Source organism: Paraburkholderia sp. TE9906 (genome assembly GCF_056279605.1).
In genome coordinates this window covers 142,576-164,988 of sequence record NZ_JBWCCT010000002.1, presented here as the reverse complement: position 1 = coordinate 164,988, position 22,413 = coordinate 142,576, and the positions used below count along the sequence as shown (strand labels likewise).

Sequence of the window (22,413 nt, the reverse complement as noted above, 5' to 3'; positions counted from 1 at the left end):
GCGCGCACCGCCATCAATCGAACAAAAATAGTTAGAACGCGCCGTGCGCGTCACCCTTCGACGGCGCGCCGCGCGCCACGAAGTGACCGGCCCGCTCGCCCGTCACCGCGCCATCGCGATACGACAGCACGCCGTTCACCCAGACCGCGTCGATCCCGTCGGCCGCCTGCTGCGGCTTGTCGAACGTTGCCGCGTCGCGCACCTTGTCCGGGCTGAACAACACCAGGTCGGCGTGATAGCCGATTTGCACTTCGCCACGCTGCGCCAGACCAAAACGACGCGCCGACAGACTGGTCATCTTGCGCACAGCCTCTTCGAGCGGCAGCAGACCGGCGTCGCGCGCGTAATGGCCGAGCACGCGCGGAAACGCACCCCACAAGCGCGGATGCGGCAGCGGGTCGTTCGGCAAACCGTCCGAGCCGACCATCGTCGCCGGATGCGAGAGGATGCGCCGCACGTCGTCTTCGGACATGTTGTGATACACCGCGCCCGCCGGTTGCAAACGCTTGCCCGCCTCCTGCTGCGTGACGCCCCACTCCGCCGCGATCTCCTTGACGAGCTTGCCCGCCATCTCGGGATGCGGCTCGGACCACGTGATCGTGATATCGATGTCGCCCGTCACCTGCTTCAGATCGAGCGTCGACGAGCTACGGTTGTACGGATAGCAATCGCAACCGATCGGCTGCATGCGCCGCGCGCCTTCGAGCGACTTCAGCACCTCTTCGCTGCGCCCCCAGTTCGACGGCCCCGCGCACTTCAGATGCGAGATCACGACCGGCACATGCGCGTGACGGCCGACGCGGTACGCCTCGTCCATCGCGTCAAGAATCGCGTCGAATTCGGTGCGCATGTGTGTGGTGTACAGTGCGCCCGCGGCGGCGAGCGGTTCGGCCAACGCCATCACTTCTTCGGTCGGCGCGGCGAACGCCGAACCGTACGCAAGCCCCGAGCTCAAACCCAGCGCGCCATTGGCCAGCGCCTCTTCGAGTTGCGCGCGCATGCCGTCGATTTCCTGCGGCGTGGCCGCGCGATCGAGCCGGTCCATCTGATTGCTGCGCAATGCCGTGTGGCCGATCAACGCGCCGACGTTCACCGCCGGACGCGCGGCGTTCACCGCCTTCACGTACTCGGCGAAAGTCGGATACTTGAACGCGTCGCGCTCTCCGAGCAGGTTCATCGGATCGGGCGGATCGCCCTTCAGTGCCACCGGCGACGCGCTGATCCCGCAATTGCCGACGATCACCGTCGTCACGCCTTGCGTAATCTTCGGCAGCATTTGCGGCGACTGGATCACGTGCGTGTCGTCGTGCGTGTGGACGTCGATGAAGCCCGGCGCCAGCGCGCGGCCTTCCGCCTCGACCACTTCTTCGGCAAGCCAGTTCGACAGATTGCCAATCGCGACGATGCGGCCGTCGCGGACCGCCACGTCGCGTTCGACAGGCGGTGCGCCCGTGCCGTCATACAGTTGCGCGCCGACGATCAGCGTATCGGCGGCTTCGGGATGCGAGTGCATGGATCAGTCTCCTAACGGTTGTCGATCGCCGCCGCCGCGATGCGCGTCGAGCGCGTGCTTCATGCGGCGCAGCAATTCGCGGCTCTCGTCACCCTGACTGACGGCAAGTTCGGTGACGAGCACATCGAGCGCCATCATCATCGCGTAGCGCGACGACGACGGCTTGTAAATGAAATCGGTTTCGAATGCGACGATCGGGATCACCCAGTCCGCGAGCTTCGCCAGCGGCGAGGTGGGCGCGGTCAGCGCGATCACGGTCGCGCCGTAGCTGCGCGCGATCTTGCAGTTCTCGATCATCTCCGGCACGCGTCCGGTGGTGGACAACGCGATCACCACACATTCGCGCGACACGGTGCTCGCCACCATGCGCTGCAACAAGCCGTCCTGATAGGTCGCGACCGGGCGGCCGAGACGCACGAGCCGAAAGCGCATCTCGTCGGCGAGCGCGGTCGAGCCGCCACCCATGCCGAACACGTAGATCATGCGCGCCGCGCGCAAGGCGCTGGCCGCTTCATCGAGCGGCGCATTACGCAACAGTTGATGGTTATGGGCCAGCGCGGTTTGCAGTTCGTCGAATACGCGGGTCGCGATCGGCTCGGGTACGTCCGTTGCGCCGCCCGGCTGCAGGAAACGCTGCCCGACCGCCGCCGCCTGCGCGAGCCGCAGCTTCAGTTCGCGCACGTCGCGGCAACCGACCGCCTTGGCGAAACGCGTGACGGTCGCGACGCTCACCTCCGCCTGCTGCGCGAGCGCGCCGATGCTGGCGCGCGAGGCGCCCGTCAGATCGTCGAGGATCAGCGCGGCGACCTTGCGTTCGGCCGAGCGCAGGTCCGGCGCACATTCGGCGATGCGCGCGACGATGTCGAAAGCCAGCGGTTCGGCGGTTGAGTTCATGGCGGACTGGGGGAGGTCGCGCGAAGGCTTGCAATACGCCTTCGGAACGGCGTGGTACTAAATAACATTTCTCCTCCCATCGTACTTTCGGTAACATGGTAAAGTCAAATTTGATTCAATTTAACTGGACGATGGAGCAAGGAGACATGAAAGTTACAAACTATCAGGGCGCAACGATTGATCCTTATAGCAAGGGCTTGGGCATGGTTCCGGGCACCAGCATCCAGCTCACGGATGCACCGCGCCTCGAATGGAACCTGCTCAACGAGGACGTGAGCCTGCCGGCGGCCGTGCTGTACGCGGATCGCGTTGAGCACAACCTCAAGTGGATGCAGGCGTTCGTCGCGCAGTACGGTGTGAAGCTCGCGCCGCACGGTAAGACCACGATGGCCCCGCAGTTGTTTCGCCGCCAGCTCGAAACCGGCGCGTGGGGCATCACGCTCGCCACCGCGCATCAGGTGCGCGCGGCGTATCACGGCGGCGTCTCGCGCATCCTGATGGCCAATCAGCTGGTGGGCCGCCACAACATGATGATGGTCGCCGAGCTGCTGAGCGACCCGGACTTCGAATTCTTCTGTCTCGTCGACTCCGTCGAAGGCGTCGAGCAATTGGGCGAGTTCTTCACGTCGGTGAAGAAGCCGTTGCAAGTGCTGCTCGAACTCGGCGTGCCGGGCGGCCGCACGGGCGTGCGCGACGAAGCGCAGCGCAACGCGGTGCTCGCCGCGATCGCCCGCTATCCGGATGTGCTGAAGCTCGCCGGTGTCGAGTTGTATGAAGGCGTGCTGAAGGAAGAGCACGAGGTGCGCGAGTTCCTGCAAAGCGCGGTCGCGGTCACACGTGCGCTCGTCGAAGAGGGGCGTTTCGCGCGCACGCCGGCGGTGCTGTCGGGTGCGGGTTCCGCGTGGTACGACGTGGTGGCGGAAGAATTCGTGAAGGCGTCGGAGACCGGCAAGGTCGAAGTCGTGCTGCGTCCCGGCTGCTATCTGACGCACGACGTCGGCGTCTATCGCAAGGCGCAGACGGATATCTTCGCGCGCAATCCGGTCGCGAAGAAAATGGGCGAAGGCCTGCTGCCGGCGCTGCAATTGTGGGCGTACGTGCAGTCGATTCCGGAGCCCGATCGCGCGATCATCGGCCTCGGCAAGCGCGACTCCGCGTTCGACGCGGGCATGCCGGAACCGGCGCGTCACTATCGTCCGGGGAATGTTGCGCCGCGCGATATCGCGGCGAGCGAAGGCTGGGAAATTTTCGGCCTGATGGATCAGCACGCGTATCTGCGTATTCCCGCCGGCGCCGATCTGAAAGTGGGCGACATGATCGCGTTCGACATCTCGCACCCGTGTCTGACGTTCGATAAGTGGCGTCAGGTGCTGGTGGTCGATCCGGCGTATCGCGTGACGGAAGTGATCGAAACGTTCTTCTGATGTGGCCGTGAGTGGCGCGCGCCTTGCGGTGACAAGGCGCGCCGCTTGCGGTGGCTTTGATCATTAGTGGCTTGGACAACGCAAGGCAAATGCATTCCAGCGGCGTCCGTAGGCCGCCCACGCGACGAACGCGGTAGTGAATCAGGGCTGCCGCAACGCCCCACTGTGTGCCGCTTCACCTGCCTGTCCTACCTCAGCACCAACTGCACTCGCCGCGGCTGCAACTTCACCGATCCGCGCTTCAAGTATCTTCAGCGCGCCCGACAGCGCCCCCAGCGCATCGTCTGGCAGCGCGGCCATCGTGTCGTGCAAAAACGCGTTGCGACGCGGCAAGCTCGCTTCGGTCGCCGACTGCCCCGCCTCCGTCAGCCGCACATTGGTGACGCGGTTGTCGCGCGCATCCATGCTGCGCGCAATCCAGCCCAATCCTTCCAGCGTTTTCAGCTGCCGCGTGAGCGCGCCCGGATCGACCCGCAGGCGTTCGACCAGCCGTTTCTGCGACGATTCGCCCGCTTGCTCGTGCAACGCGAGCAGAATGCGCCAGCGCGGCAGCGGATGGCCGACCTGCGCCTCGAACGCGGACATGAACGCCCGATAAGTGCGGCCAAATTGCTGCATGACGGCGACGCGGTCCTGTTCTTCCATGATCTGTTCAGTCAAACGGTAAGTCTAAAAATCAGTCCGCGTGGATCACGGGCTCGAGCTTGCGCTGGAGCTTGATCGGCGGCACGCGGCGGCTTTGCCACACGGACACCACGGCGATGATCGCCGCCATTGCGAGGCCCAGATGAATCGCCCCGACGAGCGCCTCGCGCGCGCTTTCGAGCAGCATCGCGCCGTTGTGGCCCGCATGCGTCAGCTGCTCGACCAGGGTGGTCTGTGCTTCCCGGTTGATCAGGATTTGCGGATCGCCGAGATCGGCGAACCAGTGCGATGCGTTCGCGCTGTCGAGCGCGCTGCGCACGCCGCTCGCGTACAGGTGGCTGACCAGCGTGCCGGTCAGCGCCGTGCCGATCATCCCGCCGATCATCCGCAGCGACTGCAGCAGCGCCGTCGCGATGCCGAGATGTTCGCGGCCCGCCGTCTGCTGCGCGAAGATCGTCAGGTTCGGCATGACGAAACCGAGCCCGAGGCCGCCGACCACCATGAACGACATCAGCACCCATTGCTGCATGGAACGCGTCGCGACGACAATGCCAAGGCACGACAACGCCACCAGCGAAAAGCCGATGTACAGCATCAGATTCGGATTGCTCACGCGCGACACGATGCGCCCGTTGGCAATGCTGCCGATCGTGATGAACACCACCAGCGGCGTAATGACGAGCCCCGCTTCTTTCGGCGACATGCCGAAGCCGCCCTGAAACAGCAGCGGCGCGTAGAACAGCAACGAGAACATCGTGAAGCCGCCGAGCACCGCGAGCGTGAAGAGCGCGGCAAGACTGCGGTTGCGGAACATGTCGACCGGCAGGATCGCCGTCGGGCAGCGTTTTTCCCACTGCCAGAGCGCGTAGGCCGAGGCGATGCTCAGCGCGAGCAGCGCGAACGCGCTCAGCGTCACGCCGTGTTTCGGCAGCAACTCGACGAACAACTGCAGCGAGCCGAGCGCCACCGCGATCAGCACCGCACCGGGCCAGTCGAGCCGCATCTTGCCCTCGTGCTCGACGTGCCGCAGATGCGGCAGGAAGCGCCAGACGAAAAACAGCGACAACAGCCCGACCGGCAGATTCACGTAGAACACCGAACGCCAGCCGTAGTACTGCGTGAGAAAGCCACCGAGCGACGGCCCCACCGCGTTCGCAATGCCGAACGCCGAACTCATCAGCACCTGCCAGCGCAGGCGCACGACCGAGTCGGGAAAGAGATCGGGAATGCAGGCGAATGCGGTGCCGACCAGCATCCCGCCGCCGATGCCCTGCAAGCCGCGCGCGAGCACGAGGAACAGCATGTTGTTAGCCGCGCCGCACAGCACCGACGCCGCGGTGAACACGACGATCGACGCGATCACGAATGGCTTGCGCCCGTAGTAATCGCCGAGCCGGCCGAAAATCGGCACCGTGATCACCGAGGTGAGCAGATACGACGTGGCGACCCACGCGTACAGCTCGAAGCCTCTCAGTTCTGAGACGATGGTGGGCAGCGCGGTGCCCACCACGGTCTGGTCGAGTGCGACCAGCATCGTGACGAACGAGATGCCGAGCATCGCCAGCAAGGATTCACGGAAGGGTAAAACTTGCCCACTCGAGTGGTGGGCCGCGGTATGGACAGCCATTTTTTAGCGGAGCTTTTGATAGCGCAACAGTTGACTCGTCAAACGATTGGGAATCATACCACGGTGTGGCGCTCTAAGCGGGACGTGCCCGCGCGGTTCGACGCGCCGGCAATCGATCGATAAATGCACATGACATGACGCCAGGGAGGCCCATGCAGCCGAGTTCGCTCGCAACACCATCCTTATCGGAGCAGGATCTGACCGCGCTGCGGCGCGCGAAACATCAACTCGAAAGCCCCGCGCTGGCGATGAAGCTCGCGAGCGTCGTCGGCGCGCCGATCGAAAAGCTGTTGGCGCGGCTTCCGGCATTCGCCAACGCCAAGGTTACCGACGCGACCGAGTTGGCGCTACGCAAGTGCCTGTCGATCGCGCTGCGCACGCTGAACCGGCGCGACGCCACGTCCCTGATCGCGCCGGACAAGCCGAGCAACCTGCTGCACAAGTTCGCGGTGGCCACGACCGGCGCGGCCGGCGGCGCCTTCGGACTGTTCGCGCTGCCGGTCGAGTTGCCGGTCACGACCACGCTGATGTTCCGCTCGATCTGCGACATCGCGCGCAGCGAGGGCGAGGATCTGTCGTCGATCGACACGCAGTTGCAGTGTCTGACCGTGCTCGGCATGGGCGGCACGTCGAGCGAAGACGACGACGCCGAGTACGGCTATTTCTTCATGCGCGGCGCGCTCGCGCAGGCGGTATCGAAGGCGTCGTCGGAGATCGCGACCAAGGGCTTCACCTCGCATGGTTCGGCGGCATTGCTGCGGCTGGTGCATGCGATCGCCGCGCGCTTCTCGGTGCAGGTGAGCGAACAGATCGCCGCCAAATCGATTCCGGCGATCGGCGCGGTGCTCGGGGCGATGGTCAATACCGTCTTTATCGACCATTTCCAGCAGGTCGCGCACGGCCATTTCACCGTGCGTCGGCTGGAACGGCAGTACGGTCAGGACACGATCGAAGCCGTGTATCAGACTCTCGACGTCGCACTCGACGGTTGAGCGGCCCCTTGTTCCCCGTTCGCGGCGCGGCTCGTCGCGCGCCGCACGAAAGCGGCCGCATGATCGAGCGCGCGATTCGCTTCCGGAATGAACGGCGCGAACAGCGGCCAGACGTGCGGCATCTTCTTCCACACCTCGAACTCGCAGTCGACGCCCGCCGCACGCGCGTTGTCGGCGACGCGTTGCGAGTCGTCGAGCAACACTTCGGTGCTGCCCGCCATGATGAAAAGCGGCGGCAAGCGGTGCAGATCGGCATAAACCGGCGACGCATACGGATCGGTGGCCGGTGTATCACCGAGATAGACCTTCGCGGCACGCGCGATCGCGGCGCCGCAGAACATCGGATCGACGCTGTCGTTACCGCGGATGCTGGCGCCGGCCGCCGCCAGATCGGTCCACGGTGAAAACAGCAGGCCGCCTGCGGGCAGTGGATCACCGGCGTCGCGCAGCGCCACCAGCGTGGCGAGCGCGAGGCCGCCGCCGGCTGAATCGCCCGCGATCACGATCGACTCCGGCGCGATGCCCATGACGAGCAACTGTCGATATGCCGCGCTCGCATCGTCGAGCGCGGCCGGGTAGCGATGCTCGGGCGCAAGACGGTAGTCGAGGGAAAAGACCCGCGTATCGGCACGCGTCGCCAGTCCGAACACGAGCGAGCGATGTGTACGTGGGGAGCAGAAGTAGTAGCCGCCGCCGTGGCAGTACAGCACGGTCGGCGGTGCGTGGACGGCCGGCGCCTGAGCGGCGCGCTCCAGCCACTCGCCGCGCAGCGGCGCATCGTGCGTGCGGTACGTTTCGCGCAGACGCCAGTCGCGCGGCACGCGCGGCGACCAGACACGCTTTGCGGTCAGCGCACGCGCTTTCGCGACATCGATGCGAGGCGCAAAGGTTTCCGGTCGAAACTGCTTGCGCAGATACCAGCATGCGAGTGCGCTTTGCCAACTCATCAGGACACGCTCCTTCGATAATGTCCCGTCATGGTACGTGCGTTCGCGGCCGCGCCTGTGGACGGCGGCTTCTAATCGGATAACCGGTGGCCCACCTTGGGGGTCAGGTGAGCGTCTTCTAGTTCGCCGGCAACACCTGCCCGCGAATCTCGCCCGTCGGGTTCTGCGCGGTATGCACGTTGAAGTACCACTGTCCGGCCATCAGGTCGGTGACCTGTTGCTCGGTGAGCGCCGCCGATCCTTTGATCGGGCTCGCGAGCGCACCCTTGTCGATCGGCACCTGGACCTTCGCGTTCTGCCCGACCGGCGCCGGTCCGTGGAAATGCGCGGCGGTGGGCGCGCCGCTCAAGCCTTCATAGGTGACGGTCCATTGCAGGGATTGCGTCTTCGTATCGAAGGTCGCGTTCAGCATGCCGTGCCCATGACTCACGCGAGGCGGCACTTCGCTCGACGGCTCGAGGTCCGCCTTCAGTGCCACCGTATCCGCGAACGCGGCCCCCGACGCCAGCGCCCACACCACCACGGCCAGATTCAATTTTCGCAGCGAAATCATGGTCTTCTCCGGACTTTGATGCGCCGCCGCACCGAGAGTTCGGCCACGCGCGGAGCCACCACATACTAGTGCAAATTCCTCGGATATGTTGGCGTGGCGAGCGTGTTCGAATCGATGGCGACATTGCCGCTCTATCGCGGCGCGGGCTGGATCTGTAGTTATCCGAACCTGTTTGTCGCGTTCGTCATGCGTGACTGCGTTCGCCATGTCGAACTCGCAGCACGCACCCTCAACGCATTTCGAGCCCCTGTTTAGATCAATTTAACAATTGAGCCGCTTGTCTTCGCCGGTGCTTTACTCGAATTATCCGAACAATTATTTGCGAATTTTGTAATGAATCAATCGCGGCATCCCGGTTATGCTTCCGCCTGCGAGAAGTGACTCCTTCATCGAGGGAAGTCTCCAAACCTTTAACGCGGCCTCGGCCGCGTTTTTTTTCGTCCGCTTTTTGCCTGGTTATCGCGTACTCGCCTGCATTTTTTGCATTCGCCTGCACTCACCGGCATTCGTTGAGCCCCTACGCGAGCAAAGCCGCCTGCTGCTCGATACCGTCGAGCATCGCATTGCATTTGTCGATCAGTGCCCGACCTTCGTCGCGCAATCGCTCCGGTGACTTGAGGGCAATGTCGCGGCGATAGTCGTCGAGCGCGTTGAGCAGCGGCGGATATTGCAGCACGCCCGCGGCCCCTTCCACCCGATGCAGCCATTCGCGCACACCCGCAATCTCCACGCGTTCGAGCAGCGGCGACAACGACTGCATGTCTTCACGCACCGCTGAAACGAACGCGTCGAGCAATGCCTTGACGGTCGACGCGCTGCCCCACAGTTGCGTCATGTGCGTGAGATCGACCGGAACGAACGGCTCCTCGCCACCCTGCGCGAGCGGCCCGGCGACCTCCGGCTCGCTCTGCGTTTCCGCGGGCGCGGTCTGCCACGCACTGTCGATGCCGAACCAGCGGCTCAGATAGTCGCGCAACGTGGCGAGCCGGGTCGGCTTCACGAGACTATCGTCCATGCCGGCATCGCGGCATAAATTCAGATCGTCGGGCGCGGTGTTCGCCGTGATGCCGAGAATCGGCAGACGCTGCGTGCAGCCCCGCTCGTTCTCCCGGATGTGTCGCGTGAGTTCGTAGCCGGACAGATTCGGCATATGACAATCCGTGATCAGACAGCCATAGTTCGTGCGCTCCAGTGCGGCCAGCGCTTGCGCGCCGTCGTTCGCGACGTCGCACGCGAAACCGAGCAAAGCCAGTTGATGACGAATCAGTTCCTGGTTGACCGGATGATCTTCCGCGACAAGGATCAACCGCCCGCTCGCGATGGCGCGCTCACGGTCCGGCGGCGTCATGACGCCTTCGGCCGTGCGCGGCAGGCCTGCCGCAGGCCGCGCCATCGAAGGCAGTCCGGTCATCGCGGCGGCGCACGCCGCGCCAAGACCGCGCCACGAAATAGGGTTGACGCTCACGCGCACGGTATTGTCGAGAATGCGATACCCCGTCGGCTTCGGTTTCTCCGTCAGGATGATGACCTGTGTATCCGGGCCGAGGCATGCGGGCAACTGCACCTCCTCGCTCACGAACAGCAAATCCACGTTGGCCAGCGTGGCGCGGTCACGCAGTGCGCTGGCGTGCGGCGCGACGCTGCGCAACTTGAGCCCGAGCGCCTTGCCGAAATGCATCAGCGCATGGCCGACCCGCCTGTCACCGGTCGCGACAATCCCGTGTTTGCCCCGCAGGCGGCTCACGGAATAGCGCTGCGCCACGACTGGCATCGTGACCCGCACGATCATGCAGGTGCCGTGACCCGGCACGCTCCGCAACGCGAGCGTGCCGCCCATCAGGTCGATCAGCTTGCGGCAGATCGTCAGCCCGAGGCCGGTGCCGCCGAAGCGCCGCGTGGTGGACGACTCTGCCTGCACGAACGGCTCGAACAGACTGGCCTGCACGTCCGGCGCGATGCCGATGCCGGTGTCCTCCACACTCATTTCGAGCGTCTGCGCGGCTCCGTTCTGCTCGACGACCAACACGTCGACGTCGACCTCGCCCTGCGGCGTGAATTTGATCGCATTGCCGAGCAGGTTGAACAGAATCTGCCGCAATCGCACACTGTCGCCGCGCAGTGTGGCGGCGACGTCCGATGCAATGTTCACGCGCACTTTCAACCCCTTCTCGTGCGCGCGGCCCGCGAGCAGTCCGACGGCATTGTCGACCAGCTCACGCAGGTCGATCGGCTCCGCTTCGAGCGTCAGCCGGCCCGCTTCGATCTTCGAATAGTCGAGCAGGTCGTCGAGAATCTGCAGCAGCGCGCCCGCCGACTCGTGGATCATGCTCAGCATCTCCCCTTGATCCGTATTGAGCGGCGTGCGCTCCAGCACTTCGACCAGCCCCAGCACGCCGTTCATCGGCGTGCGGATTTCATGGCTCATCATCGCGAAGAAATCGTCTTTCGCGCGCGAAGCCGCCTCGGCCATGTCGCGCGCGCGAGCGAGTTCCTCGGAGCGGGCACGCTCCACGCTCGCGTCCACCCAGAAGCCGCTCCACACGACGCTGCCATCCGCTTCACGGCGCGGCACCAGCTCGGCGCGCACCCACTTGGGCTGCTGCCCGCCGCGCAGGCGAAACTCCATGTGTACCGGCGTTTCGCTGCGCGCCGAGCGCTCCAGTTCAGCCTGCACGAACTCCCGGTCTTCTTCCGCTACACGATCGAAGTCCACCTGAGCGCGATGACTCAGCGACACGCCGTTGTCGCCCAACAGGTGCCGCGTGTCGCCGCCGATATACGGAAACGAGTACGCGCCGCCCGCGGTGCGGCGCAACTGAAACACCACGGCCGGCAATGAACGCGTCACGTCGAAGAGGCGCCGCTCGGTGTCGTGCGCGAGCATTTCGGCGCGCCGGATAGTGGTGATGTCGACCATCGCGCCGACGAGGCAAACGGGTTGTCCATCGCTGCCGTGGCACACGCTGTTCCAGAACAGCCCATGCCGCACATCGCCCGTGCTGCTGCAGAACTGCAATTCCACTTCGGCAATGCCGCCGCTCTTCAGCACCTCGCGCGTCATGCCGTCGAGAATGCGGCTGTTCGCATCGCCCCATGTCCGCACATCGATCGTCGTGCGTCCGAGCACTGCCTCGCGGCTGATGCCGCACGCCTCCTCATAGGCCCGGTTGACCGCGATGTAGCGCCCCGCCAGATCTTTGGCGACCAGCGCATAGGGGACCGTCTGCATCATGGATTCCTGGAAATTCAGTTGCAGCGCGAGCGCGCGCTCGGTCCGCTTGCGCAGTCTGACTTCCCGTTGCAGCAGCAAATAGGCGCGCAACGTGACCACCAGTACGACGCCGACGCCGATCAGCACCGGCAGCAGACGCACCGCGCTCACGCTCCATAGGCCGGTGTCCGGAATCACGCCGCTCACCCAGCGTTGCCGGATGCGCTGCTCCTCCGCCGCCGGCATGGCCAGCAGCGCGCGATCGATCAGCCCGGCGAGCGGCTTCAGGTCCGAGCGCACCGCGATGTAGAGCGAGTCGGATTCGCCGAGCGCGCCGAGAATCTTGAGAGCGCCGCCATAGCGACGCTTCAGGCGGCTATCGACGGCGGCCAGGTTGCCGACCGTCAAGTCCGCTTCGCCGGCTGCGACCATTCGCAACGCGTCGTCCGTGCTGGGCGCGACGACGATGTGATCGGGCGCAGCGGCTTCGAACGCATGCGGGACCGAACCGGCAACACGAGCCGGGATGACGATACGGCGCGACATGAAATCTTCGAACGCGCGCGCCGGTTCGCCGGCGCGGCCGACGGCCACCATCGGGTAGCTCGCGTAGGCGCGAGTATGGGCGACGTTATTCAGTGTTGGCCCGTTGCTGGACGCCATGGGCAGAATCGCCAGTTCGCCGCGCTGGAACGCCTCGACGTTGGCCGACCAGTCGGACAGCCGGGTCCGGTTGAAGACGACGCCGAGAGCGCGGCTCAGGTATGCCAGATAGTCGGCTGTCATGCCGGCAGGGCGGCCCGATTCGTCGATGAAGCTGAACGGCGGGCAGTTGCTGTCGAAGCCGATCTGCAATGGCGGCAACGACCGAAGCCACGCTTTCTCTTCCGAGGTCAGCACGAACTGACGCGCGGCGGCGGCCGGCTGCGCGTTGAAGTTACCGGACAGCCAGCGCATGCGAATCGCCGCTGTGTCTGCCGGGCTCATCGACGCGAGTGCGCGATCGAGCTGATCGCGCAGCGCGACCTGATTGCGGGGCACGCCAAAGCGCAGGTCGGAGATTTTGCCGCTCTCGTCGAACGCGACATGCAGATCGCGGAATGGCTCGGTCGCCAACTCGAACTGGACGACCGTGGTCAGGCCGAAATAGGCGTCTGCGTCGCCGCGGGCCACCGCGGAGAGCGCGGCGTGCGTAGTGGCGAACGCGTGGACTTCAGCGCGCGGAAAACCCTCACGGATCGGACGCTCGAGCGCGAAACCCCGCTCTATCGCGATGCGCGCGCCGGCCAGTTCGCCACGGCTCGCATACCGCTCGCTGTCGCGCCGCACCACCGCCGAGATCGACGAGCGGAAATACGGCGCCGTGAAATCGAGGCACTGTTCGCGCTCGGGCACGCGGGCGACGCTCATCAACAGATCGACATTGCCCGCGCAGGCGGCGGCCAGCAACTGCGGCATGTCGGGATACGCTTTCGCTTCGATAATGACGTTCGGCCCCACCAGCGCGCGCAGATAGTCGCCGCTGATGCCGGTGAGGCGGCCGTCCTGCAGCATGTCGAACGGCGGCCAACCGCCCGCGAGCACGCCGACGGTCAGCCTGGCCGGGAACGTGCGCGCGGCCGGATAGCGCGCGTGGCTGCCGAACGGCTCGGCGACGGACCTCACCACGCCTATCGACAGGCAGACGGCGAGCAGCCACAGCGGCAGGTGCCGCACTGCGCGCCTCATCGCAATGCGCTCGACGAGACCGACGATGAACGGACCACGTGGCACGAGGCCGTGTTCACGCGGCGTCGCCCGGACCGTCGGCCAGCGCGGCCGCGGATGGATCGGCGTCGCCATTCAGAAACGAGAACAGCACGCCGGCCGCGATGCCGCCCGACAGTGGCGCGGCCCAGAATACCCAAAGCTGGTCGAGTGCCCAGTTGCCGACGAACAGCGCCTGCGCCGTGGAACGGGCGGGATTGACCGAGCCGTTGGTAACCGGGATCGATACCAGATAAACGAGCGTCAGACATGCGCCGACGATGAGCGGAGCGATCGGCGCCAGGTTCTTTCGGCCGACGATCAGCAGGCACACCATGACGAATGCAAACGAGAGCACGAACTCGATGGCCAGCGCCGAGTGCAGTTGATAGTCGGCAGGAGAATGGGCGCCGAAACCATTCGCAGCGAATTCGCTTGCGCCGGGGTCGAAGCCGGGGCGGCCACTCGCCACATACACGAGGAACGCCGCGGCGGTGATCGCCCCAGCAATCTGCGCGGCAATGTAGGGCAGCAGGTCACGCACAGGAAAACGCTGCGCCACCGTGAAGCCGACGGTGACGGCGGGATTGAAATGCGCCCCTGAAATTCCACCGAACGCGTAGCCGGCCGTGGCAAACGCAAGGCCGAACGCCAGCGACACTTCCAAGCCGCCATATCCTTGCAGAATCACGCTGGTATCCAGCACGGTGCTGCCGCATCCAACGAACACCAGCCACGCCGTTCCCACTCCCTCCACCCACATCCGCTTACCCAGCGTGACCATCCGCCCCTCCCATTTTTTTCCATACGAGGCAGACGCACCGCGTGATTGCACCAGACCTCTACTCTGACTTGTCTTAGGCCCGTCGCTTCCAGGACAACGAAATACGAGTCGCCGTCAGGTAGGTAAGCAATAGCGCCTCAGTCAATTCAGAATTATAGGATTCAGGGATCGCTATACGAATAAGAAAAATCTTAAATCCATTACTCTTTAATCATCAATGTTATTCGTTAAATTAATTTAAAAATTTTATTCAAAAGTCAAACACTGTTAGATCACGCCAATTTGCCTTGCGTAATCGACTAAATCGTCTTCCGTTTCCAATCCGAGTTTGCGCATCCCGCTGCGTTTTTGCGTGCTGATGGTCTTGCCGCTGCGCTGCAGACGTTCGGCGATTTCATGAACCGCGAGGCCTTGCGCATAGAGCTGGAAGACTTCCCATTCCCGCGCGCTCAGCGCACTGGCGCGAGGGTGCGGCGCCCGGTCCGCCGCGTTCAGCGCGATACGCACCTGCTCCGACAGATGAATGCGGCCGGAAACCACGACGGTGATGGCATCGACCAGCGTTTGCGCGGCGTCGCGCTTGTCGATTATTCCGCTCACGCCGATGCTTTGCAGTCCGGACAGCAGGTGACCGTTGCCGATCATCGTCAGTGCGACGACGTGCGGATGCGACCGGCGCCGCAACAGTCGGCGCAGAAACGGCACCGCGTTACTGCTTCCGTCGATCCCCGGCATGGCGATGTCCGAGACGACGACGTCGCACGCGCAGGCGTCGAGCAGGACAGCCAGACCACGGGTGTCGGCCGCCTCGCCGACCACCTCGATGTTGGGCCTCGCCTTCAGCAGATATTTGACGCCGACGCGAATGCATTCATGATCGTCGGCCACGATGACGCGGATCTTGTGTGTCATTTTGTTGTTGTCTTTGCCGATTGACGACGCCCGCACGCGCTGTGCTTCCCCGGGCTACGTCAACACTTATGCATGTTCGCCATGCGACCGCACGGCGCGTCACCTGTTTGTCAGTGGCTTATCAGTCACATCTTCCCGGTCTTTCAGCGGCTTTGATTACGCCACTCAGAAATGACGCCGTGTTCGGCGGCGAAGCGAAACAGTTCGGCGTCGCTGCGCAATGAGAGCTTGCGCATCGCCGTGCATTTCTGCGCACTGATCGTCTTGACGCTGCGCCCCAGACGCGCGGCGATTTCACTGACGGCGAACCCCGACGCGTACTGTGTGAACACCTCGAGTTCACGGCGCGACAACGCGCTGCGAACAAGGTCGAGCCTTTGGGCCACCGTTGTATCGGCAATCAGCGTGCGCACCGCCGGTCCGACATAACACTCGCGCGCGAGCGCCGTGACGACCGCCACGTGAATCAGATCGATCCGGTCGCGTTTGCTCACGAGTCCGTCGACTCCGAGCGCGATAACCCTCTGCAGCGCGGCCGCCTCCGTTTCCATGGTGAGGACGATGAGCGCGACATCGGGATACCGCGTTTTGAACTGCTTGACGACATCCAGCCCGGTGCCGTCGAAATTGCCCGGCATGTAGAGGTCCATCAGCACCAGGTCGCATGGACTGCGATCGACTTGCATGAAGAGTTCGGTGGCGTCCGCCGCGCGTCCGACAATCTGCATGTTCGGATAAGTGCGCACCAGATTTTCGATTGCCAGCAGAACCAGTGGATGGTCGTCCGCTATGATGGCTCGAACCGGTATGCTCGCCTCAGCGGCGTCGTTCATCGTCTGCTGCTCCTCGGTATTTTGTATTTTCGCCGCTGTTTGCGACGCAACCGGCTCGATCACGATAATTGAATATTTTTTCGCCGATAAACATAAGAGCGTTCCGAAATAACCTTAGTCAATCGGCAACGATCAATGCTTAAATGTGCGAATCAATTTCAAGAATGCCGCATGCGTACAGGCGTGAGAAAAGACCGGGGTTGTGGGTGACGCCGAGCTTCGCCATCGCTGCGCGCTTTTGCCGGCTAACCGTACGGCGATGACAACCGAGCGCCTCCGCTATCTCGGCAATAGACTGGCCACTGACCAGCCGCTTGATGATCGCTGTCTCTCGCCATGACAGACGAACTGTCTGCGGCGTTGCGCGCTCGTCGTTCCGCGGGCACGCGAGTACGTCTACGATGGAACGGCCGAGGTAGCGCGCGCCGTTTGCGCTGGCTTCGATCGCTTGCCAGAGTGCGTCCATCGACTCGGCTTTACTGAGCGCGCTCACCGCGTCGTCCGCCACGACCGCGCGCAGAATCGAAGGGTTCGTCAGCGTCGTGACCGCGACGATCCGCAGCTGCGGCCAGTCGCGGCGAAGGCGCCGGATCAGCGCGAGATCGTCTTCGGGAACGCCGTCGGCGTCCGGCATAGAGAGGTCGGTCACGAGCACGTCACAAGGGGTGTGCTGTAGCAGTTCGATCAGCGCCCGAGGCGTGTGCGCCTCGCCGGCGATCGTGACACCGGCGTGCACTGCGAGCATCGCCCGATAGCCGAGCAGCACGAACGGGTGATCGTCTGCCAGAATGATTCGAAGATGCACTGGAATTTAGCCCGTTCGTTGTAGGAATGATTAGCTCGCGCGCCAGACACGCTGAGGGCACGACGCGCTTTGACGTAGCGCGCGATGACGAAGCCATGCGCGAAGGCGCCCATAAAATCATCACTAAAATTCGGTAAAAATCAGAGCATTCCGAATCATGCAAAAATAAATGGTTTGTCTTTTTCTTATCGAAAAAACGAAAAATAATTATCCGGGTTGAATCATTCTGGTATTGGCATATCGCGCCTTTCTGTTAAGGCGCAATGGTTCGACTACCGGACGGCATCGCAAGCCCTCGCCCCAGACTTGGCCCTCGGCACTGCACGCGGGAAAACCGGCAACGCGAGCAGCGCGCACGCACTCGCCACCGCCCACACTATCGGCCACGAACCCACGGACAACAGCGGCGGAATCGCGAGCGGCGTCAGAAAGAGTGTGAGAAACACGCAGGTATTGCCGATCGCCAGCGCCGTGCCCGCGCGGCTCGTCCCGGCCAGCGTGGCGAGTTCGGTGAAGGCGACGCCGTGCCATGCCGACGCGCTCACGCCGCCCAGCACGACCATCAGCGCCAACAGCGTCGTGATCGCCGTGTGATGCGGGCCGGCGAGCCCCGTCGCCAGCGCCAGCGACGCGAACAGCATCGCGGTCAGCAAGCTGCAGGCACGCATGTAAGCCCGGCGATTGCCGCGCCGGTCGGTCCAACTGCCGCTCCAGACCCGCGCGATCGCGGCACCCGTTTGTACCGCGGCCATCGTCACGCTGATCGCCAGCACGCCCGCGTGGCCGTAGTCGTGCAGAAACACAGTGCCGAACGTGACGACGGCGAGTTGCGGCACGCACAGCACGCCGGCGCCGAGCGCGACCCGCCAGATGCCGACGTCGCGCAACGGCGAGACCCTCGTCGGCGCGCCGGCCGCCGCAACCAAGCCCGGCCTCGCCGCGCTGACCGCCGACGTCGAAACTTGCGCCCCCGAAGCGAGCGCCGCACTGGCGCCATGCGCCTGCCGAGCCGGCCGAAGCGACCCGCGAGCGGCCCCGCCCTCCTCTGCATCAGCATGCGCACGCGGCGGCTCATGCAGCCAGCGCCAGGCGAACAGCGCCGTGGCCGCACACGCCAGAGCCAGCACGGTATAAGCGCTCGCAAAACCGAAGCGCGACGCGAGCGCCGGCAGCATCAACGCGCCGAGTCCGCCGCCCGCGGGCACGGCGGTCTGCCGGATGCTCATCGCCAGCCCGCGCTCGCCCTCGCGAAACCACGCCATCACCGCGCGGCCGCTCGATCCGTTGACGCTGCCGCCGAGCAGGCCGACCAGCAGCAGCCCGAGCGCGAGCATCGTCACGCTGGGCACATGAGCACCGCTCGGCGCGACGAACAAGGCGAGGCCGGCGAGCGCGGCGGCGGTCGACAGCAGCCCGAGAAGCAGCACGCGGCGGTCGCCCCAACGGTCGGTCAACAGGCCCCACGGCAACTCGCTGATCGCAATGCCGAGACCCAGCATGCCGAGCACCAGTCCCAACCCGTCATTGCCGAGGTGGTAGCCCGAGCGCAGAAACACCGCGGTCGTCGGAATACCTGAAAACGCGGCGGAAAAGCTCGCGTTCGCGGCGAACCCGACCCCCAGCACCTTCCACCGATGGCTCGCCCCTCGCTCGTGCACCCCGCCTGCAACCGCAATCGACCTGTTTCCCATGACACCCTCCGCAATGATCTTTGGAGGTATCCTACGGCTGGGCTTTTCATCGGAAAAGCCGGAAAATCAGATGCCTTCCATCGGATATACCGAATCATGAGCCAACGCGGATTCGACCTCACCCAGTTGCGCACTTTCGTCGCCGTCGCCGAATCGGGCAGCGTTTCGGCGGGCGCGGAGCGTGTTTTCCTGTCGCAATCGTCGGTGAGCGAGCAGTTGAAGAAACTCGAGGAGCGCGCCGGCCAGCCGCTGTTCCTGCGCAGCAAGCAGGGCGTGAGCGCCACGCCCGCCGGCAGCCGCCTGCTCGATCATGCTCGGCGCATCATCGCGATGAGCGAAGCGGCGTTCGAAGACCTGCAAGGCCGCTCGCTCGACGGCGAGTTGCGCATCGCGATCACGGACTACTACCGGCCGCACGACATCGCCCGCATTCTCAAGACGTTCTCCGAGCAGCATCCACGGCTGAAGCTGCACGTCACCGTGTTGCCGAGCGCCGTGATCGACAGCAAGGCCGATGACGACGCGTCGTTCGACATCGGCCTCTCGCTACGGCTCGTGACGGGCAGCCCGCGCGCCGCCGGCCGGCGCAGCGGCGCGCCGGGCACCGTGGTGCGGCGCGAGAACCTGCGGTGGGTGAGCGCGGCCGATGCCCGGCAGCGGCCGGCGGCGCCGTATCAACTGGTGCTGCTGCCGTCGAGCTGCCAGTTGCAGCGTTTCGTCGTGAAGCTGCTCGACGAGCACAAGGTGCCGTATCTGATTTCGCATTCCGCGTCGGGCGTGGCGGGCTTGCAACTGGCATTGAAGGCAGGGCTCGGCATTTCCTGCCTGAACGAATCGTCGATCGGCGGCGGTCTCGTGGCCTGTCCCGCCAGCATCAGGCTACCTGCGTTGCCGGCCGTGGAGTTTCATCTGCTGCCCGGACGGCTCGGCGAAAGCGAGCTGGTCAGCAATGCACGCGCGGCCTTGATGCGCCTGTTCGCGTGATGCGTATGGTGCAACCTCAAACGATCCTGTTCGGGTGACAGCATCGATATGGATGCGTGCGCGCAATCCCATTTGAAAGCGTTTTAGCCGGCGCCTATGATGGCTTGATATAGATCAATTCGAGGTTTTTCCGGCTATTGACGCGTTGGTTAAATTCCTGCACCCTGCTACACGCTGCCTGACGTTTCAAACGTCGTTTCTCGCAGCCCGGAAGCCGCAGCCCAGCGGCGCATTCAGCGCAGGTCACCGTTTTCGCCAAACACTTGCATCGCCGCACAGCATCAACGCTTCGTCGTCCAGAATAAGTCCGTTTCGATTCGCCGTAATGCAGTCGTTATAAGAACAAAAGCAAAAAAACTGGCAGACCCGCGATGCGTCGTACGTCGGATTCGCGCATGAATCCACGAACGAACGCGTGACAAATAAATCGAGAAGCAGAACGCTCCCAACGAGGCCTGGCGTGCATCGTAGAACTATCGGATCTTCGGTTCTGTTCGTGCTTCATGTCGTGTGGAGCGGCGCGGCGCTCGCAGCCACTGATGCATCCAGTGCGATGCCGTCCGCGATGGCCGAGCGTATGCGCGCCTGCACCTCGTGTCATGGCGTGCAGGGTCAGGGCCGCAACAACGACTACTTTCCGCGCATCGCCGGCAAACCGGCCGACTATCTGTTCAATCAGTTGACCGCCTTTCGCGACGGCGGCCGCACCTATCCGCCGATGGGCTATCTGCTCGCCTTCCTGCCCGACGACTATCTGCGCCAGATCAGCCAGTACTTCGCCGATCTGCAGCCGCCCTATCCCAACGCCGATCACACCGACGTCTCGCCCAAGGTGCTCGCGGCCGGCGAGCAGTTGGTCATGCATGGCGACCCGGCCCGCGGCATACCGGCGTGCATCGCCTGCCACGGCCCGCGCATGACCGGCACGCAGCCGGGCATTCCCGGCCTGCTCGGTTTGCATGCGAGCTACATCGCCGGACAGATGGGCACGTGGCGCTCGGGCGCGCGTCGAGCGCTCGCGCCGGACTGCATGCATTCGATCGCGGTCAAGCTGAGCGACCGCGACATCACCGCGGTATCGAGCTGGCTGTCCCGCCAACCGCGGCCCGCCGATCCGCGGCCCGCACCGGCGTCCGCTGAGCGCCTGCCTCTAGCATGCGGGAGCCAACCACAATGAAGCCGATACTTTGTTCGCGGGATTGGGGGCGGGTGGGGGGCCTGGTTTTTAGCGGCGTTTCCAGCCGCGTTTCCTGCCGCGTTTCCTGCGCTGTTTTGCGCGCCGTTGCCCGCGCTGCGACGCAGGCTCGCCGCACGGCCTCGTCATTCGCCTCGGGCACGCTGAGCGCCGCCTTCATCGCGACGGGCAGCGCCGTTCTACTTCATGCCCTGCATGCGCCGCTGCTCTCCGAAGCCCGCGCCGCCGACACCGCGCCGGCCACGCCGACGGCCTCGCCATCGACTGCCGCGACGCACGGCGCCATGCCCGACACCCGCCCCGAGATCGTCAAACGCGGCGAATATCTGGCGCGCGCCGGCGACTGCATCGCCTGCCACACCGCGCCGCGCGGCAAGCTGTTCGCCGGCGGCCTCGCGATGGAAACGCCGTTCGGCACGCTGTTTTCGCCTAACATCACGCCCGACGCGCAGTACGGCATCGGCACGTGGAGCGAGGAAGCGTTCTTCAACATGATGCGCACCGGCCGCAAACCGGACGGCACGCTGATTTACCCCGCCATGCCGATCGCCCAGTACACGAAGGTCACGCGCGAGGACTCGGACGCGATCTTCGCGTTCCTGCGCACCGTCGAGCCGGTGCGTGAGCCGAACCGCAAGCACACGCTGCGCTTCCCGTTCAACAAGCGCGAGCTGCTATACGGCTGGCGCACGCTGTATTTCCACGAGGGCGAGTTCAAGCCCGACCCGACCAGATCGGTCGAATGGAATCGCGGCGCGTATCTGGTCGAAGGCCTCGGGCACTGCTCGATGTGCCACACCAGGATCAACATGCTCGGCGGATCGTCGCAGCGCGAACAGTTCGCCGGCGGCCTGATTCCGGTGCAGAACTGGTACGCGCCGTCGCTGACATCGGACAAGGACGGCGGCCTCGGCGACTGGAGCATCCAGGACATCGTCGACCTGCTGCAAACCGGCATCTCCGCTCGCGGCGCCGTGTATGGACCGATGGCGGAAGTCACCTATCACAGCCTGCAGCATATGTCGGACGAAGACGTCCGCGCGATGGCCGTGTATCTGAAGTCGCTGCCGGACAATCGCGGCCGCAAGACCGGCCCGTCCCCGCAAGCCGATCCCAAGACGTTCGCGCTCGGCAAACAGATCTACGCCGACAAATGCGCGCTGTGCCACGGCGCCAACGGCGAGGGACAGTTGCCGCACTACCCGCCGCTCGCGGGCAACCAGTCGATCGAGATGGATTCGGCGGTCAATCCGATCCGGATCGTGCTCAACGGCGGTTTTCCGCCCGGCACCAGGCACAATCCGCAGCCGTACGGCATGCCGCCGTTCGGCCAGGAACTGAACGACGTCGAAGCGGCGGCCGTCGTCACCTATATCCGCACGGCGTGGGGCAATCACGGCCAGCCGGTGACGGCCCGCGAGATCAACGAATTGCGTAAGGCGCCGTTGCATTGACGCGCCGCACCGGAGAACCATCGAGATGGAAGCGAACGACACCCACAGCGCGGCCCCGCCCACCGATGACGAAGTGGAGCGCGTCGTCGCGGCCGGTCCGCATGGCGCGGTTGCGCTCGCCGGCGTCGCCACGCTGATCGTCATGGCGATCTGGTTCGGCTTCTACTTTTTCGCGTTCCTGCCGCGCGGCATCATTCACTGAC

At 64.5% G+C, this 22,413-nt stretch carries 18 protein-coding genes; 6 read left to right on the top strand and 12 right to left on the bottom strand.

Going from position 1 to position 22,413, the window contains the following annotated elements; translation table 11 throughout:
- Positions 1–31 precede the first annotated feature (31 nt).
- Together ACZ9H4_RS04695 and ACZ9H4_RS04690 are read right to left on the bottom strand one after the other, a co-directional pair.
- A complete protein-coding gene (locus tag ACZ9H4_RS04695; protein WP_408323042.1) occupies positions 32–1,513 on the bottom strand; it encodes an N-acyl-D-amino-acid deacylase family protein in 1,482 nt (493 codons plus the stop codon).
- A 3-nt stretch (positions 1,514–1,516) separates the two neighbouring features.
- Entirely contained in the window at positions 1,517–2,407 is an 891-nt protein-coding gene (locus tag ACZ9H4_RS04690) for a MurR/RpiR family transcriptional regulator (protein ID WP_408145742.1), read from the bottom strand.
- A gap of 146 nt (positions 2,408–2,553) precedes the next feature.
- Between ACZ9H4_RS04690 and ACZ9H4_RS04685 the strand changes: the two genes are divergently transcribed.
- Positions 2,554–3,831 carry an amino acid deaminase gene (locus tag ACZ9H4_RS04685; protein ID WP_408145740.1) on the top strand — a complete coding sequence of 426 codons (1,278 nt, stop codon included), beginning with the start codon at positions 2,554–2,556 and terminating at the stop codon, positions 3,829–3,831.
- Positions 3,832–3,972: 141 nt separating this feature from the next.
- Here the strand turns inward: ACZ9H4_RS04685 and ACZ9H4_RS04680 are convergent, their stop codons facing one another.
- Together ACZ9H4_RS04680 and ACZ9H4_RS04675 are read right to left on the bottom strand one after the other, a co-directional pair.
- Positions 3,973–4,476, bottom strand: coding sequence for a MarR family winged helix-turn-helix transcriptional regulator (locus tag ACZ9H4_RS04680; protein ID WP_408145764.1), 504 nt, complete (start codon positions 4,474–4,476; stop codon positions 3,973–3,975).
- Between the two features lie 31 nt (positions 4,477–4,507).
- Entirely contained in the window at positions 4,508–6,103 is a 1,596-nt protein-coding gene (locus ACZ9H4_RS04675) for an MDR family MFS transporter (RefSeq protein ID WP_408145738.1), read from the bottom strand.
- Positions 6,104–6,255: 152 nt separating this feature from the next.
- On the opposite strand from ACZ9H4_RS04675, the gene ACZ9H4_RS04670 reads away from it, so the two are divergent.
- Entirely contained in the window at positions 6,256–7,095 is an 840-nt protein-coding gene (locus ACZ9H4_RS04670) for an EcsC family protein (protein WP_408145736.1), read from the top strand.
- Here the strand turns inward: ACZ9H4_RS04670 and ACZ9H4_RS04665 are convergent.
- The 8 genes from ACZ9H4_RS04665 to ACZ9H4_RS04630 form a co-directional block, all read right to left on the bottom strand.
- Positions 7,065–8,042, bottom strand: a complete 978-nt coding sequence (locus ACZ9H4_RS04665) for an alpha/beta hydrolase (protein ID WP_476118351.1) — start codon at positions 8,040–8,042, stop codon at positions 7,065–7,067. The two genes, ACZ9H4_RS04670 and ACZ9H4_RS04665, sit on opposite strands and share 31 nt — an antisense overlap.
- Before the next feature lie 118 nt (positions 8,043–8,160).
- Positions 8,161–8,595, bottom strand: coding sequence for a CHRD domain-containing protein (locus ACZ9H4_RS04660; RefSeq protein ID WP_408145732.1), 435 nt, complete (start codon positions 8,593–8,595; stop codon positions 8,161–8,163).
- A gap of 517 nt (positions 8,596–9,112) precedes the next feature.
- Complete coding sequence (locus ACZ9H4_RS04655; RefSeq protein WP_476118649.1) at positions 9,113–13,534, bottom strand: ATP-binding protein; 4,422 nt, start codon at positions 13,532–13,534, stop codon at positions 9,113–9,115.
- A 55-nt stretch (positions 13,535–13,589) separates the two neighbouring features.
- Complete coding sequence (aqpZ, locus tag ACZ9H4_RS04650; protein WP_408145729.1) at positions 13,590–14,336, bottom strand: aquaporin Z; 747 nt, start codon at positions 14,334–14,336, stop codon at positions 13,590–13,592.
- 267 nt (positions 14,337–14,603) lie between these two features.
- Positions 14,604–15,248 (bottom strand): response regulator, encoded by a 645-nt coding sequence (locus tag ACZ9H4_RS04645; protein ID WP_476118350.1) that lies wholly within the window; start codon positions 15,246–15,248, stop codon positions 14,604–14,606.
- 143 nt (positions 15,249–15,391) lie between these two features.
- The gene (locus ACZ9H4_RS04640; RefSeq protein ID WP_408156050.1) at positions 15,392–16,081 is read right to left on the bottom strand and encodes a response regulator; all 690 of its coding nucleotides are present in this window, start codon (positions 16,079–16,081) and stop codon (positions 15,392–15,394) included.
- A gap of 139 nt (positions 16,082–16,220) precedes the next feature.
- Complete coding sequence (locus ACZ9H4_RS04635) at positions 16,221–16,847, bottom strand: response regulator (protein ID WP_408156052.1); 627 nt, start codon at positions 16,845–16,847, stop codon at positions 16,221–16,223.
- A 311-nt stretch (positions 16,848–17,158) separates the two neighbouring features.
- Entirely contained in the window at positions 17,159–18,577 is a 1,419-nt protein-coding gene (locus ACZ9H4_RS04630; RefSeq protein WP_476118349.1) for an MFS transporter, read from the bottom strand.
- A 96-nt stretch (positions 18,578–18,673) separates the two neighbouring features.
- On the opposite strand from ACZ9H4_RS04630, the gene ACZ9H4_RS04625 reads away from it, so the two are divergent.
- The 4 genes from ACZ9H4_RS04625 to ACZ9H4_RS04610 all read left to right on the top strand — a co-directional run bounded on the left by ACZ9H4_RS04625 (position 18,674) and on the right by ACZ9H4_RS04610 (position 22,412).
- Complete coding sequence (locus tag ACZ9H4_RS04625) at positions 18,674–19,561, top strand: LysR family transcriptional regulator (protein WP_476118348.1); 888 nt, start codon at positions 18,674–18,676, stop codon at positions 19,559–19,561.
- 460 nt (positions 19,562–20,021) lie between these two features.
- Positions 20,022–20,738 carry a c-type cytochrome gene (locus tag ACZ9H4_RS04620; protein ID WP_408156059.1) on the top strand — a complete coding sequence of 239 codons (717 nt, stop codon included), beginning with the start codon at positions 20,022–20,024 and terminating at the stop codon, positions 20,736–20,738.
- Positions 20,739–20,899: 161 nt separating this feature from the next.
- Positions 20,900–22,210, top strand: a complete 1,311-nt coding sequence (locus tag ACZ9H4_RS04615; RefSeq protein ID WP_476118648.1) for a c-type cytochrome — start codon at positions 20,900–20,902, stop codon at positions 22,208–22,210.
- Positions 22,211–22,235: 25 nt separating this feature from the next.
- Positions 22,236–22,412 (top strand): hypothetical protein, encoded by a 177-nt coding sequence (locus ACZ9H4_RS04610; protein WP_168670655.1) that lies wholly within the window; start codon positions 22,236–22,238, stop codon positions 22,410–22,412.
- Position 22,413: the final 1 nt, after the last annotated feature.